The 18,723-nt window shown below is 68.9% G+C and carries 15 protein-coding genes and 1 tRNA gene; 11 read left to right on the forward strand and 5 right to left on the reverse strand.

What is annotated here, in order from left to right:
• A partial coding sequence (locus GXP76_RS24160) for a lytic transglycosylase domain-containing protein (protein WP_242573687.1) occupies positions 1-838 on the reverse strand: 838 nt, incomplete at its 3' end.
• Positions 839-1,127: 289 nt separating this feature from the next.
• On the opposite strand from GXP76_RS24160, the gene GXP76_RS24165 reads away from it, so the two are divergent.
• Entirely contained in the window at positions 1,128-2,036 is a 909-nt protein-coding gene (locus GXP76_RS24165) for a DUF4184 family protein (RefSeq protein ID WP_242573688.1), read from the forward strand.
• 27 nt (positions 2,037-2,063) lie between these two features.
• Here the strand turns inward: GXP76_RS24165 and polA are convergent, their stop codons facing one another.
• Positions 2,064-4,775, reverse strand: coding sequence for a DNA polymerase I (polA, locus tag GXP76_RS24170; RefSeq protein WP_242573689.1), 2,712 nt, complete (start codon positions 4,773-4,775; stop codon positions 2,064-2,066).
• Between the two features lie 147 nt (positions 4,776-4,922).
• Between polA and GXP76_RS24175 the strand changes: the two genes are divergently transcribed.
• The 8 genes from GXP76_RS24175 (at position 4,923) to GXP76_RS24210 (ending at position 14,697) form a co-directional block, all read left to right on the forward strand.
• Positions 4,923-7,232, forward strand: a complete 2,310-nt coding sequence (locus GXP76_RS24175) for an FdhF/YdeP family oxidoreductase (RefSeq protein WP_242573690.1) — start codon at positions 4,923-4,925, stop codon at positions 7,230-7,232.
• A 122-nt stretch (positions 7,233-7,354) separates the two neighbouring features.
• On the forward strand, positions 7,355-7,858 hold the full coding sequence (locus tag GXP76_RS24180) for a PaaI family thioesterase (protein WP_242573691.1): 504 nt from the start codon (positions 7,355-7,357) through the stop codon (positions 7,856-7,858).
• Positions 7,859-8,129: 271 nt separating this feature from the next.
• Positions 8,130-8,726, forward strand: coding sequence for a Tat pathway signal sequence domain protein (locus tag GXP76_RS24185; RefSeq protein WP_242573692.1), 597 nt, complete (start codon positions 8,130-8,132; stop codon positions 8,724-8,726).
• A gap of 270 nt (positions 8,727-8,996) precedes the next feature.
• Positions 8,997-10,241 carry a branched-chain amino acid ABC transporter substrate-binding protein gene (locus GXP76_RS24190; RefSeq protein WP_242573693.1) on the forward strand — a complete coding sequence of 415 codons (1,245 nt, stop codon included), beginning with the start codon at positions 8,997-8,999 and terminating at the stop codon, positions 10,239-10,241.
• Between the two features lie 104 nt (positions 10,242-10,345).
• Complete coding sequence (locus GXP76_RS24195; protein WP_242573694.1) at positions 10,346-11,275, forward strand: branched-chain amino acid ABC transporter permease; 930 nt, start codon at positions 10,346-10,348, stop codon at positions 11,273-11,275.
• Positions 11,276-11,280: 5 nt separating this feature from the next.
• Positions 11,281-13,077, forward strand: coding sequence for a branched-chain amino acid ABC transporter permease (locus GXP76_RS24200; protein ID WP_277993752.1), 1,797 nt, complete (start codon positions 11,281-11,283; stop codon positions 13,075-13,077).
• Between the two features lie 4 nt (positions 13,078-13,081).
• On the forward strand, positions 13,082-13,984 hold the full coding sequence (locus GXP76_RS24205) for an ABC transporter ATP-binding protein (protein ID WP_242573696.1): 903 nt from the start codon (positions 13,082-13,084) through the stop codon (positions 13,982-13,984).
• Entirely contained in the window at positions 13,981-14,697 is a 717-nt protein-coding gene (locus GXP76_RS24210) for an ABC transporter ATP-binding protein (protein WP_242573697.1), read from the forward strand. Before GXP76_RS24205 ends, GXP76_RS24210 begins: the two co-directional genes overlap by 4 nt.
• A 73-nt stretch (positions 14,698-14,770) precedes the next feature.
• Here GXP76_RS24210 and GXP76_RS24215 read toward each other — a convergent pair whose 3' ends face one another.
• Positions 14,771-15,424, reverse strand: coding sequence for an ANTAR domain-containing response regulator (locus GXP76_RS24215; protein ID WP_242573698.1), 654 nt, complete (start codon positions 15,422-15,424; stop codon positions 14,771-14,773).
• A 94-nt stretch (positions 15,425-15,518) separates the two neighbouring features.
• Between GXP76_RS24215 and GXP76_RS24220 the strand changes: the two genes are divergently transcribed.
• A tRNA-Leu gene (locus tag GXP76_RS24220) sits at positions 15,519-15,601 on the forward strand.
• 83 nt (positions 15,602-15,684) lie between these two features.
• Positions 15,685-16,476 carry a helix-turn-helix domain-containing protein gene (locus tag GXP76_RS24225; protein WP_242573699.1) on the forward strand — a complete coding sequence of 264 codons (792 nt, stop codon included), beginning with the start codon at positions 15,685-15,687 and terminating at the stop codon, positions 16,474-16,476.
• 18 nt (positions 16,477-16,494) lie between these two features.
• Here the strand turns inward: GXP76_RS24225 and pyk are convergent, their stop codons facing one another.
• A complete protein-coding gene (gene pyk / locus GXP76_RS24230) occupies positions 16,495-17,928 on the reverse strand; it encodes a pyruvate kinase (RefSeq protein ID WP_242573700.1) in 1,434 nt (477 codons plus the stop codon).
• A 179-nt stretch (positions 17,929-18,107) separates the two neighbouring features.
• The coding region (locus GXP76_RS24235) for an SIMPL domain-containing protein (protein WP_242573701.1) at positions 18,108-18,723 on the reverse strand (616 nt) is incomplete at its 5' end.

Genomic DNA, 18,723 nt, shown 5'->3' on the forward strand with positions numbered 1-18,723 from the left:
TGGGGCCGCCCGGGTTGAGCGGGCCGGGGCCCGAGGGCAGCACGCCCGTGCCGTCCGGCACCTCGTGGCTGCCGCGCTTGTAGTACTCCAGCCAGGACAGGACCGTCGCCAGGTACTCCCGCGAGCGGTTGTAACTGAGGATCGCCTGGTCCAGATCGGCCTTCACCGACAGGTCGCGATTATTGGCGCAAAGATAACGACCGGCGGCCAGCGCGGCGTCGAAGATGTTGTTCGGGTCCTTGCGGCCGTCGTTGTTGGCGTCCTGGCCCCAGGTCGCCCAGGTGGACGGGATGAACTGCATCGGGCCCACGGCACGGTCGTGGGTCTTGTCGCCGTCGTACGCGCCGTTGTCGGTGTCGGAGATGTTGGCGAAGCCGACACCGTTCAGCACCGGGCCGAGGATCGGCGAGAAGGTGGTGCCGTTGTCGTCGACCCGGCCGCCGCGCGCCTGGCCCGACTCGACCTTGCCGATCGCGGCGAGGAGCTGCCACGGGAGATTGCAGCCGGGGTTGCTGCTCGCGATGGTCTGTTCCGCCTGCTTGTACGCGGCCAGCACCGTGGCCGGGATACCCGCTTCCGCTTCGCCCGAGCCGGGCAGATCTATGGAAGTGCCGGGCTTGTCCGGGGTGTTCAGCGGCGGGAGGTCCGTGTGGTACGACGAGTCACCGGACGCGGAGCCCTCGTCCGGCACGCTCGATCCGGACGCCTGCTTTCCGCTGTCACCACCGCCGGAAACGATCGCGGGGGCCTGCGAGGCGGAGAGTGCGGCGACCGCGAGCGCGGCGACCGCTGTGGTGGTCGCCCCTCTGCGGAGCCGGCGGCCGAATTGCGCTGCCATACGTCTGGTCCCTCCCGGTGAACGGCTGTTCGCGCTCCCCAGCGCGAGGACTCAGGCGACCCTACGGCAACTCCCTGTGTACGCACACGGGTCCGTGACCGCTTTTCACCGGTTCGCCACCTCCCGGCTTCCCGCGGGGAGAACCGGTGGCCGATAACCGACGTCCTTCATGACGTCCCGCATACTGACCGCCTGTTCCGTCCGGCCTGTACCGCCTTGCGCTGACTCCGTGCCAGATGGGCGTGGGCCCCGCCCGATCGAACGACCGCACGCCCCCGGGGAGACCGCCTTGCCTTTCACTCTGAGCCATGCCGCGGCGGTGCTGCCGGGCATCAGGAGGGACGGCACGTCGCGCGGCCCCCTGCTCGCCTCCGCGCTCGTCGCCGGCTCGATCGCCCCCGACACGACGTACTTCGCCGCCACCGCCGTACCGTCCGCGATGGAGTTCGGCGACGTGACTCACGGCCCGCTGGGTCTGTTCACCGTCGACGTCGTCATCGCGGCGGCCCTCGTGGGCGTCTGGCTGATGCTGCGTGAGCCGCTGCTCGCGCTGCTGCCCGCCGGCCGGCAGGGGCGGGCGCACGCCTTCGTACGGGGACCGGACCGGCGCGGCGGCCGGCCGGTGGCGCTCGCCGCGCGCTTCTACGTCTCCGCGGTGCTCGGCGCCTCCACCCATGTGCTGTGGGACGCGTTCACGCACTTCGACCGGTGGGGCACCCGGATGGTGCCGGCGCTGCGGGACGACATCGCGGGCTTTCCCCTGTACACGTACACGCAGTACGGCAGTTCGGCCGTGGCCCTGGTGGTGCTCGGCTGGTTCACGGTCACCGCGCTGCGCCGGCTGCCCCGCACTCCCCCGCCCGCTTCGGTGCCCGTGCTGGTACGGCGCGAGCGCGCGCTGGCATACGCACTGCTCGCGGGGTGCGTACTGCTGGGCATGGCTCACCGGTTCACCCGGTGGTACGCCTACCACGGGCAGGTGTCGACACCGCTGGACGTCATCCCGACCCTCTGCTTCGGCGCGGGGGCGGGGCTCGCGGTGGGACTGGTGCTGTACGGCGCGGGCATGCGGCTGCGTGGTGCCCGTACGGCGGCTGGTTCGTCCTCGGCCGCCGTACGGGACGCCGGTGCCGGACGGGCCGCGGACACGGCCGGTCCGGCACTGGAGAAGACGACACGCGGCCCGTCCGGCGACTGACGACGGAACCCCTGCCCCGGACCGCTGTCAGTGCGCGGCCGAGTCCCAGTCCGGGCCCACTCCCACCGAGATGTCCAGCGGCGCCCGCAGCTCGGTCGCGGCGGCCATCTCGCGGATCACCAGCTCCTCCACCCGCTCCCGCTCGCCGGGGGCGATCTCCAGCACGATTTCGTCGTGCACCTGCAGGAGCATGCGCGATGTCAGTTCCGCCTCGGTCAGCGCCTTGTCGACGCGGAGCATCGCGACCTTGACGATGTCGGCGGCGGTGCCCTGGATCGGGGCGTTGAGCGCCATCCGCTCGGCCATCTCGCGGCGCTGGCGGTTGTCGCTGTTGAGGTCCGGGAGGTAGCGGCGGCGGCCGAGCATCGTCTCCGTGTAACCCGTGGCCCTGGCCTCCTCGACCGCCCGCTGCAGATAGTCCCGGACGCCGCCGAAGCGCTCGAAGAACGTGTCCATCAGGCCACGTGCCTCGGCCGCCTCGATGTTCAGCTGCTGGGAGAGGCCGAACGCCGAGAGCCCGTACGCCAGTCCGTACGACATCGCCTTGATCTTGCGGCGCATGTCAGGGGTGACGTCCGCGCGCTCCACTCCGAACACCTGGGAGGCGACGGTGGTGTGCAGGTCCTCGCCGGAGGTGAACGCCTCGATCAGGCCCGCGTCCTCGGACAGATGAGCCATCACGCGCAGCTCGATCTGGCTGTAGTCGGCGGTCATCAGCGACTCGTAGCCCTCGCCGACGACGAATCCGCGGCGGATCGCGCGGCCCTCGTCGGTGCGCACCGGCACGTTCTGCAGATTGGGGTCGGTCGACGAGAGCCGGCCGGTGGCGGCGACCGTCTGGCTGAAGGTGGTGTGGATGCGGCCGTCGGCCGCGATCATCTTGATCAGGCCCTCGACGGTGACGCGGAGCCTGGCCTGCTCACGGTGGCGCAGCATCACGACCGGCAGTTCGTGGTCGGTCTGCGCGGCGAGCCAGGCGAGCGCGTCGGCGTCCGTCGTGTAACCGGTCTTGGTCTTCTTCGTCTTGGGCAGGCCCAGCTCGCCGAAGAGGACTTCCTGGAGCTGCTTGGGCGAGCCGAGGTTGAACTCGTGTCCGACCGCGGCGTGCGCCTCCTTCACCGCCTGCTGGACGGCGGCGGCGAACTGCTCCTCCAGAGCGACCAGATGGGGCCGGTCGGCCCAGATGCCGCCCCGCTCCAGCTTGGCTAGCAGCGCGGAGGTGGGCAGCTCGACGTCCTGGAGCAGTCCGGTGGCGCCGACCTCCTCCAGCCGCCCGGTGAACGCGTCACCGAGGTCGAGGATCGCGCGCGCCTGGGTCATCAGCGCGTCCGCCTCGGCCTGGTCGTCGCTGCCGAAGGCGAGCTGTCCGTCGGCGGCGGCGGCCGGGGCGAGTTCACGCCCGAGGTACTCGATCGCGAGGGCGTCGAGCGCGAAGGAACGGCGGCCGGGCTTGACCAGATACGCGGCGAGCGCGGTGTCCATGGTCACGCCGCCGACCCGCCAGCCGTGCTCGGGGGCCACCCGCATGACGCTCTTCGCGTTGTGCAGGACCTTGGGGCGGTCCGCCGCCGCCAGCCAGGTACCGAAGGCCTTCTCGTCGGCCTCGTCGAGCTGCGTGGTGTCGAACCAGGCGGCGGCGCCGTCGGCGGCGGCCAGGGCCACCTCACCGATACCGCCCGTGCCGAGCGCCCAGGTGTCGACCAGGGCGACACCCAGCGGCTCACCGCCGTGCTCGGCCAGCCAGGGCGCGAGCTCACCGGAGGCGAGGACCTTGCCGTCGAGCTCGACGCCCGCGGCGGGAGCCGGGGCCTCGTCCTCCACGGCGCCCGGGTCCACGGCGAGCAGCCGCTCACGCAGGCTCGGATTGCGGATCTCCAGCACTTCGAGGAATCCGGTGAGGGCCGTCCGGTCGTACGGGGCACGCTCCAGGTCCCGCGGGCCCTTCGTCAGCTCGACGTCACGCACCAGTTCCGTGAGATGACGGTTGAGCGTGACCGAGTCCAGGTGCTCGCGCAGACTCTCGCCGACCTTGCCCTTGACCTCGTCGGCACGCTCCACCAGATCGGCGAGGGAACCGAACTGATTGATCCACTTCGCGGCCGTCTTCTCGCCGACCTTGGGAATGCTGGGGAGATTGTCCGACGGGTCGCCGCGCAGGGCGGCGAAGTCCGGATACTGCGCGGGGGTCAGCCCGTACTTCTCGTGGACCTTCTCCGGGGTGAAGCGGGTCAGCTCGGAGACGCCCTTGGTGGGATACAGCACCGTGGTGTGCTCGCTGATGAGCTGGAAGGAGTCCCGGTCGCCGGTGACGATGAGGACCTCGAAGCCGGCTTCCTCGGCCTGGGTGGCGAGGGTGGCGATGACGTCGTCGGCCTCGAAGCCCTCGATCGCGAACCGGTGCGCGTGCATCGCGTCGAGCAGCTCGCCGATCAGCTCGACCTGGCCCTTGAACTCGTCGGGCGTCTTGGAGCGGTTCGCCTTGTACTCGGGGAACTCCTCCGAGCGCCACGTCTTGCGCGAGACGTCGAAGGCCACCGCGAAGTGCGTGGGCGCCTCGTCACGCAGGGTGTTCGCCAGCATCGACGCGAAGCCGTAGACGGCGTTGGTCGGCTGGCCGGAGCTGGTGGTGAAATTCTCCGCGGGCAGCGCGAAGAACGCCCGGTACGCCAGGGAGTGCCCGTCCATGAGGAGCAGGCGAGGACGGTTGTCTGCGGTCTTCTTCGATGCTGTCTCAGCCACGTACCCGATCCTGCCACGCCCCACTGACAATCCTGACCCGCGCGCACCGCCGCGACGGACCGTCGGCGGTGCGTGACAGGATCGGGGGCAGGACAGCAACAGCACGCGCGCGGGAGGAGTCCCGGCGTACGAACCAGGGAGAGCGTGATGGCCAGCAAACCGCCCTCGGGTGACCCGGTCCAGGACGCACCGCGGGTCGCCGCCCCCCGGCAGAGCGCCGCCGGGCTGCCCGCCGTGGCGCATTCGCTGCGGATCGCCCAGCAGCAGATGGGTGTCACCCGCGCGGCGCGGACGCTGCTCAAGGTCAACCAGAAGGACGGCTTCGACTGTCCGGGCTGCGCCTGGCCCGAGGGCGATCACCGCCACACGGCGGAGTTCTGCGAGAACGGCGCGAAGGCCGTCGCCGAGGAGGCGACGCTGCGCCGGGTGACGCCCGACTTCTTCGCCGCGCACCCGGTGGCCGATCTGGCGACCCGCAGCGGCTACTGGCTGGGCCAGCAGGGCCGTATCACCCAGCCGATGCTCCTGGAGCGCGGCGGGGGTGACGGCGAGGCCGGTGGCGGCGGGGACCGGTACGAACCGGTGAGCTGGGAGCGCGCGTTCGCGATCGTCGCCGAGGAACTGCGGGCGCTGGACTCCCCCGACGAGGCGCTGTTCTACACCTCGGGCCGTACGAGCAACGAGGCGGCCTTCCTCCTCCAGCTGTTCGCCCGCGAGTTCGGCACGAACAATCTGCCGGACTGCTCCAACATGTGCCACGAGTCGTCCGGTTCGGCGCTCTCCGAGACCCTGGGCGTCGGCAAGGGCAGCGTGTCCCTGGAGGACCTGCACCGGGCCGACCTGATCATCGTGGCCGGGCAGAACCCGGGGACCAACCACCCCCGGATGCTCTCCGCCCTGGAGAAGGCCAAGTCGGCGGGGGCCAGGATCATCTCGGTGAACCCGCTGCCCGAGGCCGGCACCGAGCGGTTCAAGAATCCGCAGACCCCGCAGGGCATGGTCAGGGGCGCCGCGCTCAACGACCTCTTCCTCCAGATCCGCATCGGCGGCGACCAGGCCCTGTTCCGCCTGCTCAACAAGCTGATCCTCGACGCGGCGAGGACCGACCCGACGGTGGTCGACGAGGCGTTCGTCACCGAGCACACCCACGGCTTCGAGGAGTTCGCCGCCGCCGCGCGCGCCGCGGACTGGGACGAGACCCTCGCCGCGACGGGGCTCGACCGGGACGGCATCGAGCGGGCGCTGGCCATGGTGCTGGAGTCGAAGCGCACCATCGTCTGCTGGGCGATGGGCCTCACCCAGCACAAGCACTCCGTCGCGACCATCCGCGAGGTCGTCAACTTCCTCCTGCTGCGCGGCAACATCGGCCGGCCGGGGGCCGGGGTGTGTCCCGTACGCGGACACTCCAACGTCCAGGGCGACCGCACCATGGGCATCTTCGAGCGGCCCGCGCCGGCGTTCCTCGACGCCCTGGACCGCGAGTTCGGCATCACCTCGCCGCGCCACCACGGCTACGACGTCGTACGGGCCATCCGCGCCCTGCGCGACGGCGACGCGAAGGTCTTCTTCGCCATGGGCGGCAACTTCGTCGCGGCGTCACCGGACACCGAGGTGACCGAGGCGGCGATGCGCACCGCGCGGCTCACCGTGCACGTCTCGACCAAGCTCAACCGCTCGCACGCGGTGACCGGCGCGCGCGCCCTGATCCTGCCCACCCTCGGCCGTACCGACAAGGACATACAGGCGGGCGGCAGGCAGATCGTCACCGTGGAGGACTCCATGGGCATGGTGCACGCCTCGCGCGGCAACCTCGCCCCCGCGAGCCCGCACCTGCTCTCCGAGCCGGCGATCGTCGCCCGGCTGGCGCGGGCCGTCCTCGGCCCCGCGTCGCTGACTCCGTGGGAGGAGTTCGAGAAGGACTACGGGTCGATCCGCGACCGCATCTCGCGCGTCGTCCCCGGCTTCGAGGACTTCAACGCGCGCGTCGCCGAACCCGGCGGGTTCCAGCTCCCGCACGCCCCGCGCGACGAGCGGCGCTTCCCCACCGCCACCGGCAAGGCCAACTTCACGGCGGCGCCCGTCGAGTACCCGGAGCTGCCCGCGGGCCGGCTGCTGCTCCAGACGCTGCGCTCGCACGACCAGTACAACACCACGATCTACGGCCTGGACGACCGCTACCGGGGCATCAAGGGCGGCCGTCGCGTCGTCCTGGTGAACGCGGACGACGCCCGCGAACTGGGCCTGGCCGACGGCTCGTACACGGACCTGGTCAGCGAGTGGCGGGACGGCGTCGAGCGGCGGGCCCGCGGTTTCCGGGTGGTGCACTACCCCACGGCGCGCGGCTGCGCCGCCGCCTACTACCCGGAGACGAACGTGCTGGTGCCGCTGGACTCGACGGCCGACACGAGCAACACCCCGGCGAGCAAGTCCGTCGTGGTGCGCTTCGAGCGGCAGTGACGGGACGGACCCGACCCGCCTGAGCGTTCGCTCAGTCATCTGATAAGACGGTGCGGACCAGCGCACCGAACAAGGTGCATTGAACACGTATCGCATCACGCAGCCGATCGGAGCCGGACCCCATGGGTGAACAGTCCACAGCGAACGAGCAGACGGCGGCGACGTTCCCGCAGGAGGTCATCGACGAGTACGCGCCGTACGACATGGACCTCACGGAGTTCTTCTCCGCCGGGAACCTCGGCACCCGCATGGGCCTGGTGGTCACCGAGGCGTCCGCCGACCGCGTCGTCGCCACCATGCCCGTCGAGGGCAACACCCAGCCGTACGGACTGCTGCACGGCGGCGCCTCGGCCGTACTCGCCGAGACCCTCGGCTCCATCGGCGCGATGCTGCACGGCGGGCGCAACAAGGTCGCCGTGGGCGTGGACCTCAACTGCACCCATCACCGCGCCGTACGGGGCGGAACGGTGACCGGCGTCGCCACCCCGATCCACCGCGGACGGTCCACCGCGACGTACGAGATCGTGATCACCGACGAGCAGGACAAAAGGGTGTGCACCGCCCGGCTGACGTGTCTGCTGCAGAGCGGCGACGGCACCTCCTTCATCCCGACAAAAGAGGCGTGAGGAGCGAACCTCAAGGGGACCTCAAGCGGGCCGGGTGAAGTGCCGAACGGGCTTCCCCCGGCCCACGGTGACCAACAGGTGAGACGCGCGACGGCCGCCGGGCCGCCGCGAAACACGGCGGAAACGAGCGCTCGCCGAGTACGTCGCGTCGGCCCGCCCGCCCGCCGGAGCCCGCGCGGGAGCGCCAGGTCGGAATCCTGATGGTGACGTTATGTAACGCCTTGCGGTGCGATCCATTGTCCTGTCGCCCGATGCGCATTAGCTTCGGCACATGAGCGGTATCGGCCCCGTCGAAGCGGGCGAGGACACCTACCCACATCCCGAGGCCGCGCTCACCGGGGCCGCGCCGGTCCGGGTCCGCCTCACCGTGCCCGCGCGCCACCGCCGCAAGGCCGCGCTGGCCGCCGCCGCGACCCTCACCGCCGGCGTGTGCGTGTACGTCCTCAACGCCCCCGAACCGCCGCCCGCGCCACCCCCGCCCTGGCCCTCGCAGGTCGTCGGCTTCCACTACGCCGGAGCCTCGGCCGGGACCGGCCGCCCGGGCGCCTTCACCTTCACCGTCACCCTCACCACCGAACCCGGCCGGCGGGTCACTATCGACGCCATCACCCAGCCGTCGGCGGCGCTGGCCGTGTCGACCCGGCCGTCCGCGCCGTTCACCGTGGAGCCCGGCGGATCACGCGAGGTACTCGTGACGGTCTACGTGCTCGACTGCGGGGAAGTACCGCGGAACGCCGGACTCCCCTTCCTGGACGTCACCCTGCGTAACGAAAGGGCGGTCCAGAAACAGAGCCGGATCCTCGGCGGCGGCTACCCGGAAGACCTCGGCGCGGCCATCGAAAAGGCCTGCGACCGTCCCGCTCCGTAACCGGTCGATTACCGTTACGGTCCTGCTGGTTCTCACTATGTGGACTTCCGAACGGTCTCAAATCACACGTCTTTCCCTTCCCGGCCGGGCTTCACCGCGGCCCCGTCATAACAAGAACGTCACATCATGGGCCGCACCTCTGCACCACCCCCACCAGCGCGCTTAGAGTCACGGCCAGTCACCGCGCCACCGGATTACTTATCAGTTCGGTTCCAGCGCTCGACCCGGCGTCCCAATCAGGGACGGCCGTGCCAGGGGAAAGGACTGATCGTGCGTCACCGTTCCTTGTTCATAGTCACCTCCGCTGTCACCGTAGGAGCCCTCACGCTTTCTGCTTGCGGCTCCCGCGACGACAGTGGCGAAGGAGGCAGCGGCGGCGGCGGAAAGACGACCGTCGTCATCGGCCTCGACGCGCCGCTGACCGGAGACCTCTCCGCGCTCGGCCAGGGCATCAAGAACTCCGCCGACCTCGCCGTCAAGACGGCCAACAAGAACAACGAAGTCGAAGGCGTCACCTTCAAGCTCGAGGCGCTCGACGACGTGGCCCAGGCCGCGACCGGCCAGCAGAACGCCACCAAGCTCGTCGGCGACGACGAGGTCATGGGTGTCGTCGGCCCCCTGAACTCCGACGTCGGCCAGTCGATGCAGAAGGTCTTCGCCAACGACAACCTGGTCCAGGTGTCGCCCGCCAACACCAACCCCGAGCTCACGCAGGGCAAGGACTGGCAGACCGGCAAGAAGGTCCGCGGCTTCGACACGTACTTCCGCACGTCGACCACGGACGCCATCCAGGGCCCGTACGCCGCGCAGTACATGTTCAACGACAAGAAGCTCAAGAAGGTCTATGTCATCGATGACAAGAAGACCTACGGAGCCGGTCTGGCCGCCACCTTCTCCACCGAGTTCAAGAAGCTCGGCGGCAAGGTAGTGGGCACCGACCACATCAACCCGGACGACAAGGACTTCTCGTCCGTGGCGAGCAAGGTCGCGCAGACCGACGCCGAGTTCGTCTACTACGGCGGCGAGTACCCGGCCGGCGCCCCGCTGGCCAGCCAGATCAAGAACGCCGGCGCCAAGATCCCCACCGTCGGCGGTGACGCGCTCTTCAGCGCCGAGTACATCAAGCTGGGCAAGAAGAACTCCGAAGGCGACTTCGCCAGCTCCGTCGGCGCGCCCCTGGAGACCCTGGAGACGGCCAAGAAGTTCATCACGGACTACGAGGCCGGCGGCTACGACGGCGCCTTCGAGGCGTACGGCGGCTACTCCTACGACTCCACCTGGGCGATCATCCAGGCGGTCAAGGCCGTCGTCGAGAAGAACGACGGCAAGCTGCCCGGCGACGTCAAGGACGCGCGCAAGCAGATCACCGAGGCCATGCAGGACGTCAAGTTCGACGGAGTGACCGGATCGGTCGGCTTCGACGAGTTCGGCGACACCGTGAACAAGCAGCTCTCCCTCTACGAGGTCAAGGGCGGCAAGCACGTCCCCGTCAAGACGGGCGTGTTCGAGGGCTGACCGGGCTGACCAGCCCTCCCTCCATATAGGACCTACCACCGCGCGGGGGCGCCACAGCGCCCCCGCGCGGCCGTATCTGACCCCACTCATTCGGAGGCCCCGCGGTGAACGATCTGCCGCAGCAACTTGCCAACGGCCTGCTACTCGGCGCGCTGTACGGACTCATCGCAATCGGTTACACGATGGTCTATGGCATAGTCCAGCTCATCAATTTCGCCCATGGCGAGATATTCATGATCGGCGGCTTCGGTGCGCTGACCGCATTCCTCTGGCTGCCCAGCGGCACCAGTCTGCTCATCGCACTGCCACTCATGATCCTCATGGCGATGGCCTGCTCCGTGCTCGTCGCCGTAGGAGCCGAACGCTTCGCCTACCGGCCCCTGCGCAACGCGCCCAGGCTCGCACCACTGATCACCGCGATCGGCCTCTCCATCGCACTGCAGCAGGCGGTCTGGGCCTTCTACCCCGACGCCACCAAGTCCCGGCCCTTCCCCGAATTCGAGGGCGGCAGGCTCGACTTCGGCGCCTTCGCCATCAGCCGCGGCGACCTCTTCCTGCTCATCGCCGCCCCCCTGTGCATGATCACCCTCGGGTTCTTCGTCTCCAAGACCCGCACCGGGCGCGCCATGCAGGCCACGTCGCAGGACCCGGACACGGCCAAGCTGATGGGCATCAACACCGACCGCATCATCGTCACCGCGTTCGCGATCGGCGCGGCCTTCGCCGCCATCGCGGCCGTCGCCCACGGCCTCAAGTACGGCGAGGTCAACTTCAAGATGGGCTTCATCGCCGGACTCAAGGCGTTCACCGCCGCCGTCCTCGGCGGTATCGGCAACATCTACGGCGCCATGATCGGCGGACTCGTCCTCGGCCTCTCCGAGGCCATGGCCACCGCCTACATCGAGAACATCCCCGGCATGTCCCAGCTCGGCGGCGGCGCCTGGAAGGACGTGTGGGCGTTCGTCCTCCTCATTCTCGTCCTGCTGCTGAGGCCCCAGGGTCTGCTCGGCGCACGCGTCTCGGATAGGGCGTGACACCGATGACCACAACAATCGACAAGAACGCGGCCCCCGCCACCGGCCCCAACCCCCCGGTCATCGGACTGCCCCTGTCGGCAGCCCGCGCCGGCACCGGCATCGGCGCCGTCGCCACCTTCGCGAGCACCTTCCTCGCCTGGACCTGGACCGCCGCGTTCCCCGGCGACCTCAGCGTCACCGGATACCCCGGCGGCCTCCAGGTACTCACCCTCACCGGCGCGATCCTGACGCTCCTGTTCGTACTCGCCGGCTACGAGATCCGCGGCCTGCGCTGGCTCTCACCCGCCGGCAAGAACGGGCCCGCCCTCCTCTTCGCCCTCGGCACGTTCGTCACCACCTGGTTCACCGTGATCGCCATCACCGTGGACCTCGGCGGACTCGCCAACCTCGAACCCGGCGCCTACGTCGCGGCAGTGGCCTCACTGATCGCCCTCGTCGCCGCGCTCGGACTGCCCTCGGACGTCGCCGCCGACAACACCGGCGCCAACGCCTGGCAGCGCTTCGTCCACTGCTTCAAGGCACCCGTGCCCAAGGAAGCGACAGCCCTCCCCGGCTGGGCCGAGATCCTCATCATCGCCGTCTCGTTCGGACTCGGCCTGTACGTCTTCACGTACGGAATCGACATCGACTCCGACAACCCCCAGCTGTTCATCGGCTTCCTGATCCTCGTCGGATTCGGCGCCACGGCGATCTCCCGCGCCGGCCTCAACCGCCGCCTCGCGAGCCTCACCTCCAAGCACAAGAACGTCACCGTGACCGCGGCCTTCGTCGCCGCGTTCGCCTTCCCGTTCACCCAGAGCAACGACGCGTACGCCACCATCGGCACGAACATCCTGATCTTCGCCACCGTCGCCCTGGGCCTCAACGTCGTCGTCGGCCTCGCCGGCCTCCTCGACCTCGGATACGTCGCGTTCCTCGGCGTCGGCGCCTACACGGCCGCCCTCGTCTCCGGCTCGCCGTCCTCCACGATCGGCCTCCACCTGCCGTTCTGGGCCGCGGTCCTGTGCGGCGCGGCCGCCTCACTGGTCTTCGGTGTCGTCATCGGCGCACCGACACTGCGGCTGCACGGCGACTACCTCGCCATCGTCACCCTCGGCTTCGGTGAGATCTTCCGCATCACGATGCAGAACCTCGACGGCTCCTCCGGCCCCGACGTCACCAACGGATCCAACGGCATCCCCAACATCCCGGACCTCGAGCTCTTCGGGTTCAACCTCGGGGAGTCCCATACGATCCTGGGAATGGAACTGGGCAGGTTCTCCAACTACTACCTGCTCATGCTCCTGTTCACCATCGTCGTGGTGACCGTCTTCCGCCGCTCCGACCAGTCCCGCATCGGCCGCGCCTGGGTCGCCATCCGCGAGGACGAGACCGCCGCCCGGGCCATGGGCATCAACGCCTTCCGGCTCAAGCTGCTCGCCTTCGCCCTCGGCGCCACCCTCGCCGGCATGGCCGGCACCGTACAGGCCCACGTGACCTTCACCGTCACACCCGCCCAGTACAAGTTCGTCGAGGCCGTACCGCCGAACTCCGCCTTCCTGCTCGCCGCCGTCATCCTCGGCGGCATGGGCACGGTCAGCGGACCCCTCATCGGCGCGGCGCTGCTCTACCTCATCCCGGCGAAGCTCCAGTTCATGGCCGACTACCAGCTCCTGCTCTTCGGTGTCGCGCTCATCCTCCTCATGCGCTTCCGCCCCGAGGGCCTCATCGCCGACCGCAGGAAGCAGCTGGAATTCCACGAGACCGGGCAACTCGACGCCCCCAAGGGCGATATCGGCCTCAAAAAGGCGGGGGTGTGACCCAATGACCACCGACATCCAGCCCACCGACTCCGGCTCCGCCGGACCGGGCACCGCCACAGCGACGACCGTTCTGCAAGCCACCGGCGTCACCAAGAGGTTCGGCGGACTCACCGCCGTGAAGAGCGTCGATCTGCACGTCAACTCCGGCGAGATCGTCGGCCTCATCGGCCCCAACGGCGCCGGTAAGACCACCTTCTTCAACTGCCTCACCGGTCTGTACGTCCCCACCGAGGGCACCGTCAGCTACAAGGGCACCGTCCTGCCCCACCAGTCCCACCTGGTCACCAAGGCAGGCATCGCCCGTACGTTCCAGAACATCCGCCTCTTCGCCAACATGACCGTCCTGGAGAACGTCCTCGTCGGACGCCACACCAGGACCAAGGAAGGGCTCTGGTCCGCACTCCTGCGCGGCCCCGGGTTCAAGAAGGCGGAGAAGGAGTCCGAGGCACGCGCCATGGAACTCCTGGAGTTCACCGGACTCGCCGGCAAGCGCGACCACCTCGCCCGCAACCTCCCCTACGGAGAACAGCGGAAGCTGGAGATCGCGCGCGCCCTCGCCAGCGACCCGGGCCTCCTCCTGCTCGACGAGCCCACCGCGGGCATGAACCCGCAGGAGACCCGCACCACCCAGGACCTGGTCTTCGCCATCCGCGACCAGGGCATCGCCGTACTCGTCATCGAGCACGACATGCGCTTCATCTTCAACCTGTGCGACCGCGTCGCCGTCCTCGTCCAGGGCGAGAAGCTCGTCGAAGGCACCGCCGAGGTCGTCCAGGCCGACGAGCGGGTCGTCGCCGCCTATCTCGGCACCCCCTACGAGGGCGCCCCCGGCGCCGAGGAAGTCTCCGAGGTGGAGGCCGCGGAGGCACACAGCACGGCAGGCACAGAAGGAGACACCAAGTGACCGCACTACTGGAGGTGGAGGACCTCAAGGTCGCCTACGGCAAGATCGAAGCCGTCAAGGGCATCTCCTTCAGCGTCGAAGCCGGTCAGATCGTCACGCTCATCGGCACCAACGGCGCGGGCAAGACGACCACGCTGCGCACCCTGTCCGGGCTGCTCAAGCCCTCCGGGGGCCGGATCATTTTCGACGGCCAGCCGCTCAACGGCATCGGCGCGCACAAGATCGTCGCGATGGGCCTGGCGCACTCCCCCGAGGGCCGCAGGATCTTCCCGCGGCTCACGATCGCTGAGAACCTCAAGCTCGGCGCCTTCCTCCGGAAGGACACCGCCGGCATCGAGAAGGACATCAAGCGCGCCTACGAACTCTTCCCGATCCTCGGCGAACGCAGCAAGCAGGCGGCGGGCACCCTCTCCGGCGGCGAGCAGCAGATGCTCGCCATGGGCCGGGCGCTGATGTCGCAGCCCAAGCTGCTCATGCTGGACGAGCCGTCCATGGGACTCTCGCCGATCATGATGCAGAAGATCATGGCGACCATCGCCGAACTCAAGTCGCAGGGCACGACGATCCTCCTCGTCGAGCAGAACGCCCAGGCCGCGCTGTCACTGGCCGACCAGGGCCATGTGATGGAGGTCGGCAAGGTCGTGCTCTCGGGAACCGGGCGGGACCTGCTGGTCGACGAGTCGGTACGGAAGGCGTACCTCGGCGAGGACTGAGCCGCGGATACGAAAACGAGAAGGCCCGCGCCCCTCGGGGGGATGCGGGCCTTTCTCACGCCGTACGCCGCCGCTACTGCCCCTTCGCGGCCTTCTTCTCCTCGTTGTCCTCGATGACGGCCTCGGCGACCTGCTGCATCGACAGCCGCCGGTCCATCGAGGTCTTCTGGATCCACCGGAAGGCGGCGGGCTCGGTGAGACCGTACTGCGTCTGCAGGATCGACTTCGCGCGGTCCACGAGCTTGCGCGTCTCCAGCCGGGTCGTCAGATCGGCGACCTCCTGCTCAAGGGCCTTGAGCTCGTTGAAGCGCGAGACGGCCATCTCGATGGCGGGTACGACGTCGCTCTTGCTGAACGGCTTCACCAGATACGCCATCGCGCCGGCGTCCCGGGCCCGCTCCACGAGATCGCGCTGCGAGAAGGCGGTGAGCATCAGGACGGGGGCGATGGACTCCCCCGCGATGCGCTCGGCGGCGGAGATGCCGTCGAGGACGGGCATCTTCACATCGAGGATGACGAGATCGGGCCGGTGCTCCCGCGCGAGCTCGACGGCACGCTCACCGTCACCGGCCTCGCCCACGACGGAGTAGCCCTCTTCTTCGAGCATCTCCTTGAGGTCGAGACGGATGAGCGCCTCGTCCTCGGCGATGACGACCCGGGTGGTCAGGGGCGGGACATGCGACTTGTCGTCGTCTTCGACGGGCTGGGGCGACTCGGGGGCGGTCACTGAGGCTCCTCGTAACTGGCAGATACTGCTGGCGACGAGAGTACCTAGCTGCGTCGCCGTGTGGGGAACCGGTAGACTCCTCTCGCGGCGACCGGCCGGGTTGGTGGAACGGTATACACGGAGGTCTCAAACACCTCTGCCCGAGAGGGCTTGCGGGTTCGAGTCCCGCACCCGGTACCGTACGAAAGTGGATGTTCACGTTCTCGTGAACATCCATTTTTCGTTGCACAAAGCCATGCGGTGTCACGCAAAGTAGTTCCATGAACTTCCACGGCACCGAAGTGCGCCAGAAGGCGCTCACCCTACTGCGTGACGGTATGAGCAACAGCGAAGTGGCCCGCCGGATGAAGATCCCGCCCGGCACCGTCAGCTACTGGCTGCACATGGACCGGGCCAGGCGCGGCGAACCCGTGGCGACTCGGCCCGCACTGCTGTGCCCCATATGCGACGGCCGGTCACTGGACCATCCTGCGTACGCCTACGTGCTGGGGCTGTACCTCGGCGACGGGCACATCAGCCACTACGCGAAACACCGGGTTCCCAGCCTGATGATCACCATGGACGACTCATGGCCCGGACTGCAGGACGCGGCCGAAGCAGCCCTCCGTGCGGTCTTTCCGCACAACGCCACGTGCCGAGTCCGCAGCAAGGGCTGCCACAACATCAAGGTCTACTTCAAGCACCTCAACTGCTTGTTCCCCCAGCACGGACCGGGGAGAAAACATGAGCGGCCCATTGCACTGCTCCCCTGGCAGCAACAGATCGTGGCAGCCCATCCCTGGGAATTCATCCGCGGGCTGATCCACTCCGACGGGTGTCGCAACATGAACTGGACCACGCGCGTCGTCAAGGGCGAGCGCAAGCGGTACGAGTATCCCCGCTACTGGTTCACCAACGTCTCCGACGACATCCGGCGGCTCTACACCGACACGCTCGACCGGCTCGGCGTCGAGTGGAAGGACTGCACCCGGCACGGGAAGCCGTACAACATCTCCGTCGCCCGCAAGGCGTCCGTCGCGCTCATGGACGCGCACGTCGGGCCGAAGTACTGAACCCCGGCCCGGCGGCGGCTACTTCGGGCTGTCGTCCTCGCCCACGTGGTGGACCCGGACCAGGTTGGTCGAGCCGGCGACGCCCGGCGGGGAGCCCGCCGTGATGACGACGATGTCGCCCTTGTTGCAGCGGCCGATCCGCAGCAGGTGTTCGTCCACCTGGTCGACCATCGCGTCCGTCGAGTCCACATGCGGGCCGAGGAACGCCTCCACACCCCAGGTGAGGTTCAGCTGCGCCTGTGTCGCCGGGTCCGGGGTGAAGGCCAGGAGCGGGATCGGGGAGCGGTAGCGGGAGAGGCGTTTGACCGTGTCGCCGGACTGGGTGAACGCGACCAGGAACTTCGCGCCGAGGAAGTCGCCCATCTCGGCCGCCGCGCGGGCGACCGCGCCGCCCTGGGTGCGGGGCTTGCTGCGTTCGGTGAGCGGGGGCAGGCCCTTGGCCAGGACGTCCTCCTCCGCTGCCTCGACGATGCGGCTCATCGTCCGGACGGTCTCGACCGGGTACTTGCCGACGCTCGTCTCGCCGGAGAGCATCACCGCGTCGGTGCCGTCGATGACGGCGTTGGCGACGTCGGACGCCTCCGCGCGGGTCGGGCGGGAGTTGTCGATCATCGAGTCGAGCATCTGCGTGGCGACGATGACCGGCTTCGCGTTGCGCTTCGCGAGCTTGATCGCGCGCTTCTGCACGATCGGCACCTGTTCCAGCGGCATTTCCACGCCGAGGTCGCCCCGGGCGACCATGATGCCGTCGAACGCGGCGACGATGTCGTCTATGTTCTCCACGGCCTGCGGCTTCTCGACCTTGGCGATGACGGGGACGCGCCGGCCTTCCTCGTCCATCACCCGGTGGACGTCGTCGATGTCGCGTCCGCTGCGCACGAAGGAGAGGGCGACGACGTCGGCGCCGATGCGCAGGGCCCAGCGGAGGTCGTCGATGTCCTTCTCGGAGAGCGCGGGGACGGACACCGCGACGCCGGGCAGGTTGAGGCCCTTGTTGTCGGAGACCATGCCGCCTTCGACGACGGTGGTGCGGACGCGGGGTCCGTCGACCCCGGTGACCTCCAGGGTCACCTTGCCGTCGTCGACCAGGATGCGTTCGCCGGTGGTCACGTCGTCGGCGAGTCCTTCGTAGGTGGTGCCGCACGTGTGGCGGTCGCCTTCGAGGGGTTCGACGGTGATGGTGAATTCGTCGCCGCGTTCAAGGAGTACGGGGCCTTCGCGGAAGCGTCCGAGGCGGATCTTCGGGCCTTGAAGGTCGGCGAGGATTCCCACGCTGCGGCCGGTTTCCTCGGCGGCTTTGCGTACGCGCTGGTAGCGCTCCTCGTGCTCGGCGTAGCTGCCGTGGCTGAGGTTGAAGCGGGCGACGTCCATTCCGGCCTCGACCAGTGCTTTGATCTGGTCGTAAGAGTCGGTGGCGGGCCCCAGGGTACAGACGATTTTTGCTCGGCGCATGGTTCGAGACTAAACCTTACCGTCGGGTAGGTAATTGGTCTCACATGACTACTCAACAACCTTTGCATGAAGGGTTGTTGACAAGTGTTGAAGTGCGCGCACGGCCGCTCTGATGAGCGTTATTCGGAGGTTGTCGGCAGCGGGCCCGGTCTGGGCCGGGCCCGTCCCGGAGCCCGTCCTCAGAGGGCCGGCGGTGTCATCGTGAAGCGCGCGTTCACCTGCGCGTAGACCGTCTGCCGCTGCGGTTCGAGATCGAGGGCGGGCGCCGCGCCGGCGGCTTCGGGGGCTCCGCCGTAACTCATCGCGTACGGGGCCGCACGTGGCGCGTACGGCACGGCGTTCTCGGCCCCGATGTCGGCGAGTTCGACGAGTGCGGCGAGGTTGGCGCCGAGTGCCCCGGCGTACTCGCGGGCCCGCTGGACGGCTTCGCGCACCGCCTGCCTGCGGGCCTCGCCGTGTGCGGGTGAGTCGGGGCGCAGGGCCCACCAGGGGCCGTCGACGGTGGTGAGTTCGAGGTCGGCGAGGCGGGTGGTGAGTTCGCCGAGTGCGGTGAAGTCGGCGAGTTCGGCGGTGATGGTCACCCGGCCGTGGTAGGCGCGGATCCGTTCGTTCCGGCCGTGCCGGGTCAGCTCGGGGTTGATGGAGAAGGAGCCGGTCTCCAGCTTCTCGACGGCGTCTCCGTAGGACTTGACGAGTGTCAGGGCCTCGTTGTTGCGGCGGGTGAGGTCTTCGAGCGCGGTGCGCCGGTCGGTGCCTCGCGCGCGGACCGAGACGCCGATTCTGGCGATCTCGGGG

The sequence above is a fragment of the Streptomyces sp. NP-1717 genome (genome assembly GCF_022695985.1).
Taxonomy (GTDB): Bacteria; Actinomycetota; Actinomycetes; order Streptomycetales; family Streptomycetaceae; genus Streptomyces.